Source organism: Faecalibacterium sp. OF04-11AC (genome assembly GCF_003460645.1).
Lineage (GTDB): Bacteria > Bacillota > Clostridia > Oscillospirales > Ruminococcaceae > Faecalibacterium > Faecalibacterium prausnitzii_I.
The window spans coordinates 23995-41076 of the sequence record NZ_QTVP01000023.1 but is presented as its reverse complement, the minus strand read 5'-3'; the positions used below and the strand labels follow the sequence as shown (position 1 = coordinate 41076).

Below are 17082 nucleotides of genomic sequence, written 5' to 3'. Positions count from 1 at the left end.
GCGGTTCGGTGGGCGGTACAGGACTCGAACAGGGCGGCGGCACGAAGTGCCGTAAGCAATCAGCCAGTGGGCTGTTGCTTAGCCTGCGGTTTCTAGAGAATTAGGAATGTCTACCGGGATGACTGCGGTTAAGTCTCTATCATTCGCACAACGTAAGTCAGAGCAAAATAAAATAGTGATCGCAAAGGCAGGGTATCACCATGACGGTGGTATCCTGCCTTTTGCTTTGATATGTTTTATCAGTAGATCACAGCATCCGTTGCAGTATAGCTTTCGAGAGAATTCTCCTTGACCTGAATACAAATATAAGTGATCTCAGAATTGCTTGCAGCAAAGAACTGACGCTTTGCCGCGGGAGAAATCTTCAGCCAGTCGCCTGCTGCAAGGCTGATTTCTTCGCCATCGATAATGACCTTGCCTTTGCCGGAAAGAACACCGTAGATTTCCTCATTTGCCTTGTGGGAGTGAACAAACGGAACATTTGCTCCCGCAGGAAGCGTATTCAGGCTGATCTCCGCACCAGTCAGGGCGAGCTTTTCATGAAGCTCCGTCCGATCCTCTTTTCCAACTGTCATTTTTGTGTAGCTTGCCATTGTAAGCACCTCCGTTTTGATTCGCAATCTTTCATTGCCTGAGCTAAGTATAAAAGCTCGCACATTCAAAAACAAGTACGCACCTTTTTGTAACTGTACACTCAAAAATGAATGTGCTATACTCTATACAGAGGTGACTGATATGCGTACAAAAGAAGAACTGCCGGAATGTCCGGTTGCAACAGCAGTATCCCTGATTGGCGGAAAATGGAAACTCTTGCTTCTGCGCAATCTGAAAGAGCGTCCATGGAGATTCAATGAGTTGCAAAGAAGCATCGACGGGATCTCGCAGAAAGTTTTGACCGAGAGCTTAAGACAGATGATCGATGATGGACTTGCCTACCGCCGTGATTATCATGAGAATCCTCCCAAAGTAGAATATGGGTTGACTGATCTCGGAATGGAAATGTTACCAATCGTCAATGCACTTGCAGATTTTGGCAATTACTATAAATCCGTCGTTGATCGGTTATGATCGATATTATGAAGCAGGGTTTGGGGCACCGCACGCCCCAACAAGAAGCTGTCCCATGGGGCAGAAAATTTTCAAGAATGGACAACGGACGGGTTCTTCCGGGAAACACAGGATATGGTGCGGTATCGCGGAGCAGAAGGATGTACAACCGTTGAGATGGAGTGTGCCGCATTGGCTGCTTGCGCCCGGAAGCGAGGTGCTTCTTTCGGGCAGATTCTCTACACTGCCGACTCTCTTGCGAATATTTATGCTCATGATGAGAGAGATTGGGGAAAGGGTTCTTTGCGGAAAGCGCTGGAACTCTGTATCGCTGTGCTGCAAACGATTTGAAGGTTCGGCTGCCGTGGACAATGCTCCACCACAAACAAACCTTTTATCATTTGAAAGAAAAAGCTTATTTTTTATTTGCAATTTGTTCAAAATCCCCACAAAGAAACTCCATTTTTATCCGGTACAATAAGGGTGCAGTCAGGGAGGACCGCTCCGAGAGAGCTCCTCCCAAAAACCTGCAAACGCAGGCAAGAATGATCGCCGCAAACGCGGCCCCTTTAAAACACTGTCCCCCACCTATGCGAGGCAATAGCCAGAGGCGGCGGACAGACTACCAAACCCCTCCTGACAGCCGCAAATGTTTAGGAGTTCACCATACAGACAGGCAGCACCGCTTTCTCCTCCTTTCCACGGTGGCTGCCTGTCTTTTTGTTTTCCCGTTTTTGAAACAAAGCGCAAAAAAGGCACGGAACGTTTTGCTCCGTGCCTTTTGGTGTTTTGGGGAAAAGGTCAGCGCAGGTCGCGCAGGCGGTCGGCGGGAAGATGGGCTTTCAGGGCTTCCCATCCGGCGTCGAGGCTGTCGTTCCATAAGTAAGCCTGCGTCTGATGGACGTAGAGGTAGATGGCATTCTCTGTCCGGTAGGCCAGGTGGATGTGGTGCCAGTCGCACTGGCGGGAGGGGGCAGCTTTGTCCTGCTCACCGGCCATCCAGATGGAAAGGCCGGTTTCGTCCAGCTGGAGCCGGTAGAACGGCTTGGCGGCTTTATCGAGGCCCAGCTTCTGGATAAAGATTTTGATGCCGTGGGCACAGTTCCAGAAATAGACGGCGGGCAGACCCAGCGCCACGAGGGCCAGCACACCGGCCAGCAGTCCGGCCTCATGCCGGGTGTTCAGCTGGGTGAGGCAGACTCCGGCAAAGACCAACAGAATGGCCGTAAAGACCAGCGGACGTTTCCAGATGCGGTTATGCTGAAGCAGGTCGAACCAGCGGAAACGGCGGAACGATGCCGCGTCCATGGTGACCGAGACGGTAATGGGCTGTGACATGCAAACACACTCCTTTTTAGGCATAGTAACATATTATTTGGGAAGAAGCAAGCAAAAACTTGCGCAATTGCCATAAACTGTGGTAGAATAAAGCGATTCAAAGCGAAAAATGGCCCACGGCCAGAGGAGGAAACGCCATGCACCGAGAGATGACCCTGAAACAGCGGATCGGCCTGTGTCTGGCGGCCTTTTCATGGCGCTGGCGGCCAGATCTTTCTGAGCTTTTACCAGTCCGGCACCGTGCTGCGGGAACTGGACGACCAGATGGGCAACTTCAACGCCATCAGCCGGTTCCAGAACGGCGTGCAGCAGAGCCTGAACGCGCTGGAAAGTTACCGCTGGGAGTATGGCGACGCGGGGGAGCTGCTGGATCAGCTGCATTCCTCCAGTTCGGTGATGAGTGCCTGGCTCTGGCGGATCGAGGGCGACCTTGGTACCGTGAGCGAGGAGCAGTATCTGCTTTACAGCGCCGTCTGCACCACCTACGACAGCTATAAGGAGCTGCTGGACCAACTGGAAGAAGAGGTCAGTATGGGGCGCGACGCGGCCGCTGCCCAGCTCTATTATGACAAAGTCTCGCCCTGCGGCGGGTATCTGCGCCAGTATACCCAGCAGCTGCTCAACAAGGCCATCACCGACGGGCAGGGGGACTATACCACCGTTTCGGCCCTGAGCGACCGGGTCAAGTGGGCGCAGACCATCGTGGTGGCGCTCTGCCTGGCGCTGGGCAGCCTGATGGCCCGGGAGGTCATGCATCTGCTGACCCCGGTGCAGCAGATGATCGGCGCCTCCAGAGACATCAGCCAGGGCAGCTACGACACGCCGGATGTGCCGGTGCCCCGGCAGGATGAGATGGGCCAGCTGGCCGATGCATTCAACCGGATGAAACACTCCATGGCCGAGCAGGTGAATACCCTGCGGGAGAAAAATGAGATCGAGCGGGAGCTCCACCGCCAGAAGACCGAAGCACTCGAGATGCAGAACCGGATGGAGCGGAGCCGCCTGCAGCAGCTGCGCAGCCAGATCGACCCGCATTTCCTTTTCAACACCCTCAACGTCATTTTGCAGACGGCAGGCACAGAAAAGGCCTACCGCACCCAGGCCCTCATCACGGCACTGGCCCATCTGCTGCGGTACAGCCTCATGAGCAACGACGAGCAGGTGCCCCTCTCCCGGGAGGTGCGGATCGTGGATGAATATTACTCGATCTACCATGTCCGATTTGGCGACCGCATCCGGATGGAATGGCGCATCTCGGATTCGCTGGACCTGACGGAGACCATGGTACCCTCGTTTATTTTGCAGCCCATTGTGGAAAACGCGTTCAAGCACGGCATCTCCCCCAAGGAGGAGGGCGGCGTGGTCCGTATCCGGGTCAATCCTTTGCGGGAGAAAGGGCTGCTTTACATCAGCGTGTGTGACAACGGCGTGGGCATTGAGCGGGCCCGGCTGGAACAACTGAAAAACGCGCTGGCAAAGCCCGGGGAGCGCTGGGAACATATTGGGGTGTACAATGTCGCGGCCCGGCTGCGGCTGCTGGACGAGCGCAGCCATCTGGAGATCTGCTCGCACCCCGGGCGGGGCACGGCCATCCGGCTGTACCTGCCCCTGATTGAGCCGGAAGAGGAGGACTTGGACGATGATCCGACTGTTGATTGCTGACGACGAGAAGCTGGAGCGGGAAGCGCTGGCCGATATGGTGAGCCGCCGCTTTGAGCATGAGGTGGTGCTGGAGCTGGCGGAGAACGGCCGCAAGGCAGCGGACACGGCTGTGCTCTGGGGAGCCGACCTCATCCTGATGGACATTGAGATGCCGGGCATGAGTGGGCTGGACGCGGCCCGGGCCGTGCTGGCCCAGCGGCCTGCCTGCCGGGTCATCTTTGTCACGGCCTACAGTCTGTTCCAGTACGCCCACGAGGCCGTGCATCTGGGAGCCTGCGATTACCTCCTTAAGCCTGTGGACCCCGACGAGCTGGAAGCCTCCATCCGGCGGGCCATGCGGCAGATCGAGGCAGAGCGGAAGCTGGAAGAACTGGCCCGAACGACCGAGCTGTCCCCGGAGCCGGAAACGCCTGAAGTCCCGGAAAACCCGGAAGAAGGCGCTCCGGAGGCAGAGTCTCCTGAGGGCGAAAACAGCCAGACCGCTATGGTCATGACGCAGGTGCGGCGGTATCTCGAAGATAACTATATGTTCGATCTCTCACTGGACAGCGTGGGCGAAATTTTGCACATCAGTCCGGCGTACCTCTCGGCCCAATTCAAAAAATACCAAAAGATGAACTTCTTGGACTGCCTGACGGAGCTGCGGATCAACGCGGCCAAGGAGCTGCTGGCCGATCCGTTCCGTTCCTCGGCGGAGGTGGCCTCCATGGTAGGCTACGAGGACGCCAGCTATTTTGCCCGGGCCTTTAAAAAGCGCACCGGAATGACTCCCACCCAGTACCGGCGGCAGGCGGGCAAAAAGTCTGCGGAGGCCCATTTATGAAGCGGGAAACAAGCATCTCCCGCCGCAGCCTGCTGGTGGGCACGGCCTGTGCGGCACTGGGGGCCCTGACCGGCTGCACGGCACCGGAGCCCACGGCGGCAGAGCCGCAGCCGGAGCTCATCCTCCGCTATGCGGAGAACCAGCCGGAGGATTACCCCACCACCAAGGCTGCGCTGGCCTTTGCCGAGATGGTGGCCCAGCGGACGGATGGCCGGGTAAAAGTGGTGGTGTACAGCGGCGGAGAGCTGGGGGGAGAGCTGAGCGTCATTGAGCAGATGCAGTTTGGCGGCATTGATTTTGCCCGTGTCTCCCTCAGCCAGCTGGCCGGTCAGCTGGAGAACCTGAGCGTGCTGCAGCTGCCTTACCTTTACGAGGATGCCAAGCAGATGTGGCGGGTGCTGGACGGTAACATCGGGGATGGGTTCCTCTCCACGCTGGAAAATGTGGACCTGGTGGGGCTTTCGTGGTTCGATGCCGGTGTCCGCAGCTTTTACACCCGGGAAAAGGCCGCGACACTGGTCGATCTGCAGGGCAAGGTCATCCGGGTGCAGGAATCGGACATGATGAGTGAGATGGTGTCGGATATGGGCGCGGTGCCGGTGCAGGTGGTCTACAGCCAGGTGTACGCGGCCCTGCACAATGGCCGCATCGACGGGGCAGAGAACAACTGGCCCAGTTACGAGGCCATGGGCCACTATGAGGTAGCACCCTACTTTTTGAAAAATGAGCATACCCGTGTGCCGGAGATTCAGATCGCCAGCCGGGCCGCGCTGGAAAAGCTGGCCGGGCTGGACAGCTCGTTCCCGGGCATCGTCCGGGGCTGCGCCCGGGACAGCGCCAATGTGGAGCGGCGCCTCTGGGCCGAGCGGGAAGCTCAGGCCGAAGAAGATATGAGGGCCTGGGGTGTGGAAGTGACCACCCTTTCCGAGGCCGAGATGCAGAAATTCCGGGCGGCGGTCCGCCCGATGTATGAGCGGTTTGCCGAACAGGCAGAGCTCATCCGGCAAATACAGGAAGCGTGACTCCACCCGTCCCGCGTTCCCAAAAAGCTCCCTCTCAAAGGGAGCTTTTTGGCTGCTGGGATACATGCGATTGTGCACTGTGCTTAACTGAAAGACAAGAACTTGGACATGTTGTACAAAAGAAATTTTCACATTCTTTGGAAAAACAGGACATTTTTCAGAAGCCCTTGTTTCGGCTTAGAAAATTTGCTAAAGTGTGAACAGTGAATGAACGGCGGCGCGCCACCCGTGCAGTGTGCACCGCCGGAATAGAAGGAAATACTTAGGAGGACAACTTATTATGAAGAAGATTTCTCGTCGTAGCTTCCTGGCCGCTGCTGGCGTTTCCGCCGCGGCTCTGGCACTGACCGCATGTGGCGGTTCTTCCAACAGCACCGCTGCTTCCACTGCTCCGGCTGCTTCCACCGCTGCTTCCGCTGCCGCTGGTGATGCAGCCGCCGCTGCAAGCGATCCCAAGGTGACTCTGGTCTACGCTGAAGTCAACCCGCTGGACACCATCGTTGGCCAGACCGCTACCCACTTCAAGGAGAAGGTCGAGGAACTGACTGGCGGTTCCGTCGTCATCGACGTGCAGGCTTCCGGTGTTCTGGGCTCTGAGAACGACGTTCTGGACGCGATCCTGGGCGGCTCCACTTCCATTGATATGAGCCGTATCTCCGCTTTCGCACTGACCAGCTACGGCTGCAACAAGTCCAAGCTGCTGTCCATCCCCTTTACCTTTGAGAACCGCGCGCATTTCTGGAACTTTGCCAACAGCGATCTGGCACCTGAGTTCCTGAACGAGCCCCAGGAGCTGGGCCTGCCCGTCCGTGGTATCTTCTACGGCGAGGAGGGCTTCCGTCACTTCTTCACGGTCAAGCCCGTGGCTGGCATTGAGGACTTCAAGGGCCTGAAGCTGCGCGTGTCCAACGACCCCGTCATGAACGGCATGGTCGAGAGCCTGGGCGCGAACCCCACCGTCGTTTCGTTCGGTGAGCTGTACAGCGCGCTGCAGACCGGCGTTGTGGATGGCGCTGAGCAGCCCATCGCAAACTACAAGTCCAACGCGTTCCCCGAGGTTGCAAACAACCTGATCCTCGACGGCCACACCCTGGGTGCTATCCAGGCTGTCATCACCGACAACGCTTGGGGCAAGCTGACCGAGAACCAGCAGGCGGCCATCATGGAGGCCGGTGCGGATACCCAGGCATTCAACGCGGAGCTGTCTGAGACCGCTGAGAACAAGGTTCTGGACGAGCTGAAAGCTTCCGGCTGCAATGTTGTGGATGTGCCCGATAAGGCACCCTGGCAGGAGGCCTGCGCTAAGGTCATCAGCGAGAACACCTCTGACCAGGCGGAGCTGTATCAGAAGCTGCTGGACATGAAAGGCTAAGCTTGTAAAGTAAGCCTCTTGTTCTGAAATCGTACATAAGCCCGGCGGGGGACTACGGGAATACGCCCGCGGACCTGCCGGGTTTTTATATGGAGGAAAGACTATGCCGAAAATCTTTACCACATTGGATAAGATCAAACCGGCGTACGACATCACCTACAAAGTGGTTCTGTTTATCTGCAAGCTGCTGCTGATCGCGGATATCATCATTACCACCATGTCGGTCATTGGTCGTTACGTTCCGTTCATCCCGGACCCCGCCTGGTCCGAGGAGGTCGTGCTGACCTGCATGAGCTATATGGCCGTTCTGAGCGCGGCTCTGGCCATCCGCCGCGGCGCGCACATCCGTATGACCGCGTTTGACGTCTACCTGCCCAAGATGGTGGTCAAGGTGCTGGACATTCTGGCCGATCTGGCTGTCTGTGTCCTGGGCATCATTATGCTGGTGGTGGGCTGGAACTACGCCACCACCCTGGGCGGCCGCGGCTTCTATGTCTCCATGCCCTGGCTGAGCCGTTTCTGGATGTATTTCCCCGTGCCTCTGGCCGGTGTGGCGATGATCATCTTTGAAATCGAGGCCATCTACAACCACATCAAGAGCATTTTTGTAAAGGAGGAAGTGTAATATGACAGCCCAGACACTGGCAATCATTGTCCTTCTTGTCAGCTTCTTTGTAATGATCTTCCTGCGTTTCCCCATCGCTTATGCCGTTGGTCTGTCCAGCGTGTTCTGTATGATGGTGCAGGGCCAGGCCCTGACGGATGTCTGCCGCCTGATGGTCAAAGGCATTTCCTCGTTCAGCCTGATGGCTGTGCCGTTCTTCATCACCATGGGCGTGCTCATGGGCTCCGGCGGCATCTCCGAAAAGCTGATCGCGCTGGCGGATGCCTGCGTCGGCTGGATGCGCGGCGGCATGGCTATGGTCAACATCGTGGCTTCCTACTTCTTCGGCGGTATTTCCGGTTCCGCTTCGGCTGATACCGCTTCCATCGGCTCCATCATGATCCCCATGATGGTCGATCAGGGCTACGATGCCGACTTCTCCACCGCTGTTACCATTACTTCCTCCTGCGAGGGCCTGCTGGTTCCCCCGAGCCACAACATGGTCATCTACGCCACCACTGCCGGCGGCATTTCCGTGGGCAGCCTGTTCCTGGCTGGCTACTTGCCCGGCGCTCTGCTGGCCATCGTCCTGATGATCGGCTCCTACATCATCTCTGTTAAGGAGAATTACCCCAAGGGCTCTCCGTTCAGCATCAAGGGCTTTATCAAACAGCTGGGCACCTCCATCTGGGCACTGGCAGCCGTTGTGATCGTCGTGTTCGGCGTGGTCGGCGGCGTGTTCACTGCAACCGAGTCCGCGGCTATCGCCGTTATCTACTCCCTGTTCGTGTCCGTGTTTATCTACAAGGGCCTGGATTGGAAAGGCGTCTGGCACGCTCTGGACGAGTGCGTCAATACCCTGTCCATCGTCCTGATCTTGATCGCTACCTCCGCTGTCTTCGGCAACTGCCTGACCATGCTGCATGTGCCGGATCTGGCTGCCAATGCCATCACCAGCGTGACCGAAAACCCCTACATCATCGCACTGCTGATCGACCTGATCATCCTGGTGCTGGGCTGCATCATGGATATGGCTCCCATCATCCTGATCGCTACCCCCATCCTGCTGCCCATTGCACAGTCCATCGGCATCGACCCCATCCAGTTCGGTATCATCGTGGTCCTGAACTGCGGCATCGGTCTGCTGACTCCCCCTGTCGGCGCGGTTCTGTTCATCGGCTCTGCCGTGGCAAAGCGCCCCATGGAGAAAGTCGTCAAGGCAACCCTGCCGTTCTATCTGTGCATGTTCATTGCACTGCTGCTGCTGACCTTTGTGCCTGACATCAGCCTGGCGATCCCCAAGCTGCTGGGCGGCTACGTCAGCCCCATCACCAACCCGCTGGGTCCGGTGTTCATCCACTAACCAAACAACCCACAATCTTCTCCTAATTGGAAACCTTGCGAAGCAAAGCCCCCGCCGGTCGGCGGGGGCTTTGTGCGTTTCTTATAAGATCGTTTGTAACTGCCTGGTGGTGAGGCGGGGCAGTTTTTCCGGCGTGCTGTTTTTTTGCAGCAAACAACAGAGCGCCTTGGCGGCCAGCCGCGGGGCAGGGAGGGAGAGCCCCGGCCAGAACGCATGGTTCGTGCGGGTAAAGGCGTGGATGCCCTCGGCGCGGGCCAAAAGCACCAGCTGGGTGTGCCCCCGCAGGAGAGGGAAAAGCGCCACCCGCATCTCCGCCGTGCCGAACAAAAATTCCAGCTCTTCCGTGGTGAGAATGGCAATGTCTGCCTGGGGGAGCAGCTGCCGCGTGACCTCCCGCGAGGCCGCTTCCCCTTCCGGCTGGGGCCAGAGGGCAGGCTCCAGGCAGGGCGCGAAGCAGGTCAGAACCCCGGCATCCCGGGCGGCGGTGAGGGCTGCTAAATGGGTGTACCGCAGCGGGCTGTCGCATAGGCCGGAGGAGGCAAAGAGCAGGGCGTCCCCGGGCTGGAAGAGCCCCGGCTCCAGCTGCTCCGGGGCAAACTGCAGCCCGGCGGTGCGCGCGCGGTAAGAGTGCGCCTCGCCGCCGGCCTCAAACAGCAAAGCGGTGGGCAGTGTGCGGGAAAAGGACGCGTGTGTGGTATCCACGCCCGCGGCGGCGAGCGTGGAGGCGGCCCGGTGTCCGAATGGGTCCTCTCCCAGCTGGGCCAGAAGAGAGGCGCACCCGCCCTGCGCGGCACAGGCCTGCGCCAGCACGGCGGCATCCCCGCCGAGGCGAGGCCGAAAGCTTTCCGCGTGAGCCAGTGGGGCATCTGCGTCCAGTGCCAGCAAAACCTCACCCAGGCAGTAGATGGTGTGCTTTTGGAACATGGGACTCCTCCTTTCTGGTCGTTCCCGGTTTTTTGAAAAACAAATCGAGAAACAGTATACACCCATCGGGGTGTTTGTGTAAACCCATCCGATAAAATCCGGAAAACTGCTTGACAAAACGACAAAAACTGTGATAGAATACCCCGGATTTGAACCGCTGCGGCTACAGCCGGGGAGAGGCGGCGTGTGGAAAGCAAAAGAACGCGGTGTGTTCCCTCCGTAGGCCTTTGAGCGGAGGGGGCATCTGGCGTTCTCTTTTTATTATCACGCAGAAAGGAAATTCGATGAACGTCACCAAGCAGTACTTTAAATATGTCTCGCAGAACATCTTCGGGTTGATCGGCACGTCCTGCTACATTCTGGCCGATACCTATTTTATTGCGCAGGCCGCCGGCACCGACGGCGTGGCGATGCTCAACCTCTGCCTGCCCATTTATAATTTTATTTTTGCGTTTGGCTCCATGATCGGCCTGGGCTCGGCCACCCGCTATGCCATCCTCAAGGCGCAGAACGATGAGCGGGCCCACCGCTATTTCTCCAACGGCCTGATGTGCGCGATCTTGATTGCAGTGCCGTTTATGCTGGTAGGGGCGTTCTGTCCGGATGCGGTGCTCCGGTTGATGGGCGGCGATGCAGCCATTGTGGCGCTGGGCCTGCAGTATACCCGCATCTTCCTGCTGTTCACGCCGTTCTTCATGTGCAACTACATCGTTTCGGCCTTTACCCGGAACGACGGCGACCCCTCGCTGGCCATGGTGGCCACCCTGAGCGGCAGCCTGTTCAATGTGGTGTTTGACTATATCTTCATCTTCCCCATGGCTGGGGCCTGCCCGGCGCGGCGCTGGCAACGGCCATTTCGCCCGTCATCAGCATTTCCATCTGCAGCCTGCATTTCCGCAAACCGACCAATGGCGTTCAGTTCGTGCGCCAGCGGCCTTCGGCGCGGCTGCTGCTCCAGAGCTGCCAGCTGGGCGTCTCCGGCTTTGTGGGTGAGATGTCCTCTGCCGTGACCACGACGGTCTTCAACCTGCTGCTCCTGCGGCTGGCAGGCAATGTGGCTGTGGCAGCCTATGGCGTGGTGGCAAACTTTGCACTGGTGGCAACGGCCATCTTCAACGGCGTCTCCCAGGGCGCGCAGCCGCTGGTGAGCCAGTGCTACGGCAAGCGAGACCGGGCTGGTGTCAGGAAGCTGCTGGGCCTGGGCAGCGGCACGGCGCTGGCGCTGGCAGCGGCTCTGTATCTGGTCGTGTTCGGCTTTACGGATGCGCTGGTGGCCATCTTCAACAGCGAAAACTCCGCCCTGATGGCCCGGTATGCTTTTACCGGAATGCGCATCTATTTTATCGGCTACCTGTTTGCCGGTTTTAATATTGTGTCCTCCGGTTACCTGAGCGCCGTTAACCGCCCGACGGAGGCTTCCATCACCTCCATCAGCCGGGGTGTGGTAGCCATCGTCGCCTGCTCGCTGGTGTTGAGTGCACTGTTTGGGATGAACGGCGTCTGGGCGGCGTTCCCGGCTTCGGAGGCCATGACTGTGGCGCTGACGCTGTTCCTGCTGCGGGGAAAACGGGCGGCGGACTGAGTTCTTTGTCCACTTTATAGGGATTTTACGGCACTTCCGTGCCGGAATGCCCATCCTGCCCCGGGTGTCCGTCGGCTGCACGGAGTTTGACACGGCTCTTAAAAATATCAACGACGCCGTGAAAGAGGCGGATGACAAGATGTACACCGCAAAGAAACGGGCCCGCGAAACCGCAGACCCGCTGAGAAAGAATTGATTTAAATGTAGAGCTCCTGCTCGCGCTGGCTCTCCTCTGGGGAGAGGCCGGGGCGGAGGGACTGACCGGCCATAGCCCGCCACTGCGCGGGGGAGTGGCCGGTTTCTTTTTTGAACACCCGGCAGAGGTAGTTGGCCCCGGAAAAGCCGCAGAGGCTGGCAATCACGTCCAGTGTATACTCCCGGTGGAGGAGCAGGCGCATGGCGGCTTCCACCCGTACCTTGGTCAGGTAGCGGCCCGGCGGTATCCCCAGCGCGGCGGTGAACATCCGTACCAGATGGCTTTTGGAGACACCCAGCCGCTCACTGAGTTCTTCCACGCCGTAAAGGCCGGCATAGTTTGCCCGGATGTCCTCCATGGCCTCCTGCACCAGCGGGGGCAGGGCGGGGGCGGCGCTGTCGGCCCCGGAAAGCTCACAGAGCAGGGCAAAGGCCAGTTGGCTGCGGGCCCGGCTGTGGGGCGTGTCGTCTGTCTCGGCGGCAAGCTGGCCCATCAGCTCGGCAGCGGCCGGGCAGGTCTCGCCCCGGGCGAGGAACGGCAGCTCCGGCAGCCCGGCCAGAAACTGCAACGCCGCCTGCCCGGTGAGTTGTAAGCAGAGCAGGTGACAGGCCCCGGCAGGGGTCAGGGTCAAGGGCGAACGGCTCAGGATGAGGTGCCCGGCGGGGGCGTTCTGGGGCGGCAGGATCAGGCACTGCCCGCCGGGCTGGGGCCGATATCATCGAGGGAAGCGGTGCAGGTGCCGCTGGAGACCAGACAGACCCAGAGCCCCTCACCGCTCAGGGTGAGAGGGGCTTCCGGCTGGGTATTCTGCACGGCGGCAAGGGCGGCGGTGGCGCTCCAATCGAAAATCAATATCTGACACCTCAAATCAATAAAATGCTATTTTATATCACAAAATAATCTGCTATTATAATAACAACGAAACCGCCTGCCGTCAAGTGCGGGCGAACCTGAAGAATAAATGGAGGCAAATGACTTATGGCTTCGATCAGCTGCCAGCATATCTACAAGATCTATCCGGGCGCTACGGCTCCCTCTGTCACCGACTTCAACCTGGAGATCCAGGATAAGGAATTCATCATCTTCGTCGGCCCCTCTGGCTGCGGCAAGTCCACCACCCTGCGTATGATCGCCGGCCTGGAGGAGATCTCCAAGGGCGAAATGTACATCGGCGGCCGTCTGATCAACGACGTCCCCCCGAAAGACCGCGATATCGCCATGGTCTTCCAGAGCTACGCTCTGTACCCCCACATGACCGTTTACAAGAACATCGCATTCGGTCTGGAGCTGCGCAAGACCCCGAAAGACGAGATCGACCGCCGCGTCCACGAGGCTGCCAAGATCCTGGAGATCGAGCACCTGCTGGACCGCAAGCCCAAGGCTCTGTCCGGCGGCCAGCGCCAGCGTGTTGCTCTGGGCCGTGCAATGGTTCGTAACCCGGCTGTCTTCCTGCTGGACGAGCCCCTGTCCAACCTGGATGCAAAGCTGCGTACTTCCATGCGCACCGAGATCATCAAGCTGCACAAGAAACTGGCTACCACCTTTATCTATGTTACCCACGACCAGACCGAGGCTATGACCATGGGCGACCGCATCGTCGTCATGAAAGATGGTATCATCCAGCAGGTCGATACCCCGCAGAACCTGTACGATATGCCTTGCAACATGTTCGTTGCAGGCTTCATCGGCAGCCCCCAGATGAACTTCCTGGACGGCACCCTCATCAAGAAGGGCGATCTGTACGGTATTGACCTGGGCGGCGACGTGATCCCCCTGCCCAAGGAGAAGACCGCGGACGGCAAGCTGGATTCCTACGTCGGCAAGAAGATCAAGATGGGCATTCGTCCCGAGGATATCGACGACGAGCCCGAGTTTATGGCAAAGCACACCGACTGCCAGCTGGATGCTCAGGTCGATGTCTCTGAGATGATGGGCGCTGAGATCTACCTGTACCTGGAGTACAAGGGCAACAAGATGACCGCCCGTGTCGCTCCCACTTCCAAGGCCCGCAACGGAGACACCGTCCGCGTCGCATTCGACCCGCACAAGGTCCACCTGTTCGACATTGAGACCGAGCAGACCATCCTGAACTGATCAGCACTTTTGGAAAAGATCATTTTTGATCCTCCTATCATAAGGAAAAGCCGCCAGGTGAGAGCCTGGCGGCTTTTCTTGTGCGTGAAAGAATGAGGGGAACGAATATCGGTAATGTTCAGCGTCTTCCGCGGAAGATTATTTTACCGTTCCAGATATTTCTGAATCGCTTCTTTAGACGAGGACAAAATCTGCCGCAGGGTCAGCAGCTGCTCTTTGGAGCAGCCGTCCAGCTCCAGAGTGATCTCTTCCAGCAGCTCATCCTTGCCGAGGGTATCTTTGTCAAAAATCAAATCATCCGTCCGGACGCCCAGTGCACAGGCAAGATCCACAAGGACGGGGAGGCTGAGCTTTGTATTGGCGGTTTCGATGTGACTCATGTGGACAAGTGAAATACCTGCCATTTCAGCAAGCTCTTCCTGAGATAGATCCAGTTTATAGCGCTGTGCGCGGATTCGCTTTCCGATGCCAACGTAATCCATGTCGTTCACTCCGTCCATACAGTTTATATTATACTTAATTGTATAGACGAAAATGCCAGCTTTATATAAATTGTGTGGACTAAAAAGAATACAAAATACAAAAAATGGCTTGTTTTAAAATGCATAGTGTGCTAGACTTGGATAAGCTAAAAAGACAAAAACGTTTTCTAAGTTTAAATATTTGGGTGGAGGGATAAAAATGCAAAAAGAATTTTCCCGTCGGGATTTTCTAAAGGGCATGGCGGTTGTGACGGCTTCCGGTTTGCTGGTGCCTGCGGCGGTGGGAATGGGACGCCGGTAAAGCTGGCTTTTGTTGCAATGGATAATTTCTATGACCAGGCCGAAACACAGAATGGTTACGTTCTGTGCCAGGGATTTCAGGTGAAAAATCTGTCTGCATCGGATATCACGCTGGATGGACTTTTGGATTTTGAGACCTACGACAAGAAAGAGAGGGAAGTTGGTGTCGAGAAAGCGATCCGGGCACTGGCTGGCTCCTCCAAAACGATTACAGCCAAAACATCTGCAGGTGCAGTGACGTCCATTGCCGTGCTGGACCCTGCTTCTTCCAAAACGTTGAAGCCGGGTGAGAGCGCAATAGTCTGGTTCTCCGCCATTGCGCCCACCAATGAGACAACGCTGGATATCCTGTATCAGGGGGTGCACCAGTGCTATCTCAGTTATGGAAAAGATTTACCCTCGCATGAACCTGGCGGTGGTGGCAGCGGTTCGGCCAGTAGTGCAGTGAGCAGCAGTTCCACGACGGCAGAGTCAGCTTCGTCGTCCACGGCCGCATCGGAGGTTGGCGTAATGGAATCCCCGAGTTCCGTTGACAGAGAAGCATCGGCTTCCCGCTGAGAAATAACAGAAAAACCTCTCCCGATGTTCCTGTAAAATCAACAGGAAACGGGGAGAGGTTTTTGTTGTCTGAGTCAAAACGCAGTGCTGCCCTGATGCATTTTTTTCTGCTGGTACATGGCGGCATCGGCCTCCGAGACGGTGAGGATGATCTTGCCGCTGGCTTCGTCCACATCCTCAACGCGGAGCACACCGATCCTGAACTCCTGCATTTTCTGCTGCAGTTGGCCGATAAACTGGTCCATTCTCGGCACATCCTTTCAAAAACAGAGCTATTAAAACCAGCGGCATAAAGACGCCCACCGCCGGTAAAGATTTCTTTGCTGTTAGACTGCCCTAAGTATACCATATCTGCCCAAAGTTATCCACCGGAAAAGCGCGCCGTTCCCGGAAAGAACGAAAAAGAAAGTGCGTGGCTTAGTGCGTTTTGCTTTATAAACAAAAAAACTTGGAAAAATTACAAATTAGGGCTTGCAATTTGGCATGGCTCATGCTATAATAATCACGTTCCGATTCGGAGGATTAGCTCAGCTGGTTAGAGCACCTGCATCACACGCAGGGGGTCTGGGGTTCGAGTCCCTAATTCTCCACCAAACGTGAGTCACCAACTTTGGTTGGTGGCTCTTTTTTGTTGTATTCTCGTTCGTAAGTCTGTGCGTGGAGAATTAGGGACTCGAACAGGGCGGCGGTGCGAAGCACCGTAAGCAATCAGCCCAGTGGGCTGTTGCTTAGCCCGCGGGTCCTAGACCAGTAGGAATGTCTACCGGGGACACAGTGCTTGCCAGAGTGCCTTTTCACCAAACGTAAGGCCGTTTACCTGAAAGGGTAAGCGGCTTTTTTGTTTGTTTTTTGTTTGTAGGGATAGTGATTGGTTCTTTTTTGATATGAAAATACCCCCAGAGTATTCAGAGTTTTGTTTTTACTCTGTCTACTCTAGGGGGAGCATATCAAATCTTCTCGCAGGAAGCAGAGGGGAGTTTTTGCGCTTATCAGCCATTGAGGAGCAGCAGCTCCCAATAGGGCACGCCGTCGGCATCCACGGCGTAGCCGATGCCGATCTGTGTGTACTGCGTATCGAGGATCGTTTCCCAGTCAACACCGCTGCGGCAGGTCTTCAAGTGTGAAACGAACTCGGCAGGGGTGGACTGGCCGGATGCGTATAATTCCTTGGAAACAAAGCCGGGAAGATTGCTCCCGGGCAGGAGAGAAGTGTAATCTTTGCCATTGGGGCGTTTGTGGGAGAGCCTGCCCGTCTGCTGCAGCTCCTCTGCACGGGTTTGCGCGGCGTCGGACAGGGTGGAAGCCGGTGCGGAAAATGGAATGGTGCGCCCGGTGTTGAGCAATTGCAGTACCTCGCTCCGGTAGAGGGCCAGCCGCTGTTCCGGTGTCAGCTCCGGTTCCGAGGGCGCGGGCGGCTCCGAAGATGCCGGGGAGCTGGGCTCCTCAGAACTGCTTTCCGAGCTGGAGCTCTCGGGCGTGCTGCTGGAACTGCCGCTGCTGTCTGAAGCACTGCCGGAAGAGTGGGAGGGCTGGTACGGCGGATAATACGGGTAAGAATACCCGCCGCCCAGGCCGCCGCAGGCGGTCAGAAGGAGGGCGGCCGTGACAACACCCACGGCACAGGCTTGCAGAACAAACGAGCGGGACTTCATAAGCGGCACACTCCTTGATCAAGACGGGAACGGGGCGGCTTTGACACAAAACGACGCTATCTT

22 protein-coding genes and 1 tRNA gene are annotated in these 17082 nt (G+C 57.2%); 15 read left to right on the top strand and 8 right to left on the bottom strand.

What is annotated here, in order from left to right:
• Nucleotides 1-239: 239 nt before the first annotated feature.
• The gene (locus DXA70_RS10485; RefSeq protein ID WP_128118440.1) at nucleotides 240-593 is read right to left on the bottom strand and encodes a cupin domain-containing protein; all 354 of its coding nucleotides are present in this window, start codon (nucleotides 591-593) and stop codon (nucleotides 240-242) included.
• Between the two features lie 142 nt (nucleotides 594-735).
• Here DXA70_RS10485 and DXA70_RS10480 point away from each other — a divergent pair, with 142 nt between their 5' ends.
• Together DXA70_RS10480 and DXA70_RS10475 are read left to right on the top strand one after the other, a co-directional pair.
• Entirely contained in the window at nucleotides 736-1068 is a 333-nt protein-coding gene (locus DXA70_RS10480; RefSeq protein WP_128118439.1) for a helix-turn-helix domain-containing protein, read from the top strand.
• 114 nt (nucleotides 1069-1182) lie between these two features.
• On the top strand, nucleotides 1183-1398 hold the full coding sequence (locus tag DXA70_RS10475; protein WP_243001312.1) for a hypothetical protein: 216 nt from the start codon (nucleotides 1183-1185) through the stop codon (nucleotides 1396-1398).
• A 450-nt stretch (nucleotides 1399-1848) separates the two neighbouring features.
• On the opposite strand, the gene DXA70_RS10470 is transcribed toward DXA70_RS10475, so the two are convergent.
• Nucleotides 1849-2385: a YcxB family protein gene (locus tag DXA70_RS10470; RefSeq protein WP_112115957.1), complete on the bottom strand. Its 537-nt coding sequence runs from the start codon at nucleotides 2383-2385 to the stop codon at nucleotides 1849-1851.
• Between the two features lie 240 nt (nucleotides 2386-2625).
• Here DXA70_RS10470 and DXA70_RS10465 point away from each other — a divergent pair, with 240 nt between their 5' ends.
• From DXA70_RS10465 to DXA70_RS10440, 6 genes are all read left to right on the top strand, one after another.
• Nucleotides 2626-4047, top strand: coding sequence for a sensor histidine kinase (locus DXA70_RS10465; protein ID WP_243001311.1), 1422 nt, complete (start codon nucleotides 2626-2628; stop codon nucleotides 4045-4047).
• A complete protein-coding gene (locus tag DXA70_RS10460) occupies nucleotides 4025-4870 on the top strand; it encodes a helix-turn-helix domain-containing protein (RefSeq protein ID WP_112149198.1) in 846 nt (281 codons plus the stop codon). The genes DXA70_RS10465 and DXA70_RS10460 overlap by 23 nt, the downstream gene beginning before the upstream one ends.
• Nucleotides 4867-5892 carry a TRAP transporter substrate-binding protein gene (locus tag DXA70_RS10455; RefSeq protein WP_128118438.1) on the top strand — a complete coding sequence of 342 codons (1026 nt, stop codon included), beginning with the start codon at nucleotides 4867-4869 and terminating at the stop codon, nucleotides 5890-5892. Before DXA70_RS10460 ends, DXA70_RS10455 begins: the two co-directional genes overlap by 4 nt.
• 280 nt (nucleotides 5893-6172) lie before the next feature.
• Nucleotides 6173-7264 (top strand): TRAP transporter substrate-binding protein, encoded by a 1092-nt coding sequence (locus DXA70_RS10450; protein ID WP_128118437.1) that lies wholly within the window; start codon nucleotides 6173-6175, stop codon nucleotides 7262-7264.
• Nucleotides 7265-7367: 103 nt separating this feature from the next.
• Complete coding sequence (locus tag DXA70_RS10445; protein WP_022256128.1) at nucleotides 7368-7889, top strand: TRAP transporter small permease; 522 nt, start codon at nucleotides 7368-7370, stop codon at nucleotides 7887-7889.
• 1 nt (nucleotide 7890) lies between these two features.
• On the top strand, nucleotides 7891-9231 hold the full coding sequence (locus tag DXA70_RS10440; protein ID WP_128118436.1) for a TRAP transporter large permease: 1341 nt from the start codon (nucleotides 7891-7893) through the stop codon (nucleotides 9229-9231).
• A gap of 81 nt (nucleotides 9232-9312) precedes the next feature.
• Here the strand turns inward: DXA70_RS10440 and DXA70_RS10435 are convergent, their stop codons facing one another.
• On the bottom strand, nucleotides 9313-10155 hold the full coding sequence (locus tag DXA70_RS10435; protein ID WP_158565163.1) for a PfkB family carbohydrate kinase: 843 nt from the start codon (nucleotides 10153-10155) through the stop codon (nucleotides 9313-9315).
• A 284-nt stretch (nucleotides 10156-10439) separates the two neighbouring features.
• On the opposite strand from DXA70_RS10435, the gene DXA70_RS15505 reads away from it, so the two are divergent.
• From DXA70_RS15505 to DXA70_RS13660, 3 genes are read left to right on the top strand one after another with little or no spacing between them, the layout of a single operon-like run.
• On the top strand, nucleotides 10440-11165 hold the full coding sequence (locus DXA70_RS15505; protein WP_347553547.1) for an MATE family efflux transporter: 726 nt from the start codon (nucleotides 10440-10442) through the stop codon (nucleotides 11163-11165).
• Nucleotides 11078-11737 carry an MATE family efflux transporter gene (locus DXA70_RS15500; RefSeq protein WP_347553546.1) on the top strand — a complete coding sequence of 220 codons (660 nt, stop codon included), beginning with the start codon at nucleotides 11078-11080 and terminating at the stop codon, nucleotides 11735-11737. The genes DXA70_RS15505 and DXA70_RS15500 overlap by 88 nt, the downstream gene beginning before the upstream one ends.
• A gap of 46 nt (nucleotides 11738-11783) precedes the next feature.
• Complete coding sequence (locus tag DXA70_RS13660; protein ID WP_158565162.1) at nucleotides 11784-11933, top strand: hypothetical protein; 150 nt, start codon at nucleotides 11784-11786, stop codon at nucleotides 11931-11933.
• A gap of 1 nt (nucleotide 11934) precedes the next feature.
• On the opposite strand, the gene DXA70_RS10425 is transcribed toward DXA70_RS13660, so the two are convergent.
• Together DXA70_RS10425 and DXA70_RS14585 are read right to left on the bottom strand one after the other, a co-directional pair.
• Nucleotides 11935-12564, bottom strand: a complete 630-nt coding sequence (locus tag DXA70_RS10425) for an AraC family transcriptional regulator (protein WP_243001310.1) — start codon at nucleotides 12562-12564, stop codon at nucleotides 11935-11937.
• Nucleotides 12565-12617: 53 nt separating this feature from the next.
• Complete coding sequence (locus DXA70_RS14585; RefSeq protein ID WP_243001309.1) at nucleotides 12618-12785, bottom strand: hypothetical protein; 168 nt, start codon at nucleotides 12783-12785, stop codon at nucleotides 12618-12620.
• Between the two features lie 126 nt (nucleotides 12786-12911).
• Here DXA70_RS14585 and ugpC point away from each other — a divergent pair, with 126 nt between their 5' ends.
• Nucleotides 12912-14027 (top strand): sn-glycerol-3-phosphate ABC transporter ATP-binding protein UgpC, encoded by a 1116-nt coding sequence (gene ugpC, locus DXA70_RS10420; RefSeq protein ID WP_112115949.1) that lies wholly within the window; start codon nucleotides 12912-12914, stop codon nucleotides 14025-14027.
• Between the two features lie 143 nt (nucleotides 14028-14170).
• Here the strand turns inward: ugpC and DXA70_RS10415 are convergent, their stop codons facing one another.
• Complete coding sequence (locus DXA70_RS10415) at nucleotides 14171-14509, bottom strand: helix-turn-helix transcriptional regulator (protein WP_158565161.1); 339 nt, start codon at nucleotides 14507-14509, stop codon at nucleotides 14171-14173.
• Between the two features lie 199 nt (nucleotides 14510-14708).
• Here DXA70_RS10415 and DXA70_RS10410 point away from each other — a divergent pair, with 199 nt between their 5' ends.
• Both DXA70_RS10410 and DXA70_RS10405 read left to right on the top strand, forming a co-directional pair.
• The gene (locus DXA70_RS10410) at nucleotides 14709-14810 is read left to right on the top strand and encodes a twin-arginine translocation signal domain-containing protein (protein WP_128118434.1); all 102 of its coding nucleotides are present in this window, start codon (nucleotides 14709-14711) and stop codon (nucleotides 14808-14810) included.
• A 17-nt stretch (nucleotides 14811-14827) separates the two neighbouring features.
• On the top strand, nucleotides 14828-15367 hold the full coding sequence (locus DXA70_RS10405) for a hypothetical protein (RefSeq protein WP_128118433.1): 540 nt from the start codon (nucleotides 14828-14830) through the stop codon (nucleotides 15365-15367).
• A gap of 74 nt (nucleotides 15368-15441) precedes the next feature.
• On the opposite strand, the gene DXA70_RS13655 is transcribed toward DXA70_RS10405, so the two are convergent.
• The gene (locus DXA70_RS13655) at nucleotides 15442-15612 is read right to left on the bottom strand and encodes a hypothetical protein (protein ID WP_158565160.1); all 171 of its coding nucleotides are present in this window, start codon (nucleotides 15610-15612) and stop codon (nucleotides 15442-15444) included.
• Between the two features lie 271 nt (nucleotides 15613-15883).
• Here DXA70_RS13655 and DXA70_RS10400 point away from each other — a divergent pair.
• A tRNA-Val gene (locus DXA70_RS10400) sits at nucleotides 15884-15960 on the top strand.
• Nucleotides 15961-16356: 396 nt separating this feature from the next.
• On the opposite strand, the gene DXA70_RS10395 is transcribed toward DXA70_RS10400, so the two are convergent.
• Nucleotides 16357-17019 carry a CAP domain-containing protein gene (locus tag DXA70_RS10395; protein ID WP_128118432.1) on the bottom strand — a complete coding sequence of 221 codons (663 nt, stop codon included), beginning with the start codon at nucleotides 17017-17019 and terminating at the stop codon, nucleotides 16357-16359.
• Between the last annotated feature and the right edge of the window lie 63 nt (nucleotides 17020-17082).